We start from the raw sequence: 1,191 nt of genomic DNA on the forward strand, positions 1-1,191 counted from the left end.
GTTTAGCCCCGGTACATTTTCGGCGCAGCGCCACTCGACCAGTGAGCTATTACGCACTCTTTAAATGATGGCTGCTTCTGAGCCAACATCCTGGTTGTCTGGGCAACGCCACATCCTTTTCCACTTAACGAATACTTGGGGACCTTAACTGGTGGTCTGGGCTGTTTCCCTCTCGACTACGGATCTTATCACCCGCAGTCTGACTCCCAAACATAAATCATCGGCATTCGGAGTTTGTCTGAATTCGGTAACCCGGGATGGGCCCCTAGTCCAAACAGTGCTCTACCTCCGAGATTCTTAAGTTTGAGGCTAGCCCTAAAGCTATTTCGGAGAGAACCAGCTATCTCCAGGTTCGATTGGAATTTCACCGCTACCCACACCTCATCCCCGCACTTTTCAACGTACGTGGGTTCGGGCCTCCAGTAAGTGTTACCTTACCTTCACCCTGGACATGGGTAGATCACCTGGTTTCGGGTCTACGACCCCATACTCATTCGCCCTATTCAGACTCGCTTTCGCTGCGGCTCCGCATTCACTGCTTAACCTTGCATGGAATCGTAACTCGCCGGTTCATTCTACAAAAGGCACGCCATCACCCATTAACGGGCTCTGACAACTTGTAGGCACATGGTTTCAGGATCTATTTCACTCCCCTTCCGGGGTGCTTTTCACCTTTCCCTCACGGTACTGGTTCACTATCGGTCACTAGGGAGTATTTAGCCTTGGGAGATGGTCCTCCCGGATTCCGACGGAATTTCACGTGTTCCGCCGTACTCAGGATACACTCTGGAGAGAATGGACTTTCGACTACGGGGCTTTTACCCGCTACGGCGGACCTTTCCAGGTCGCTTCGCCTAATCCATTCCTTTGTAACTCCGTATAGAGTGTCCTACAACCCCAGGAAGCAAGCTTCCTGGTTTGGGCTTTTCCCGTTTCGCTCGCCGCTACTCAGGGAATCGATGTTTCTTTCTCTTCCTCCGGATACTTAGATGTTTCAGTTCTCCGGGTCTGCCTCGTTTACGCTATGTATTCACGTAAACGTACTGCCCCATTATGGGCAGTGGGTTTCCCCATTCGGAAATCTCCGGATCAAAGCTTACTTACAGCTCCCCGGAGCATATCGGTGTTAGTGCCGTCCTTCTTAGGCTCCTAGTGCCAAGGCATCCGCCATGCGCCCTTTCTAACTTAACC

At 51.7% G+C, this 1,191-nt stretch carries 1 rRNA gene; it reads right to left on the bottom strand.

The window, feature by feature from the left end:
* Positions 1 to 1,191 (bottom strand): 23S ribosomal RNA (locus R2B77_RS17805); the annotation flags it as partial.

Origin of the sequence: Sporosarcina beigongshangi, assembly GCF_033485195.1 — a bacterium.
Taxonomy (GTDB): domain Bacteria; phylum Bacillota; class Bacilli; order Bacillales_A; family Planococcaceae; genus Sporosarcina; species Sporosarcina beigongshangi.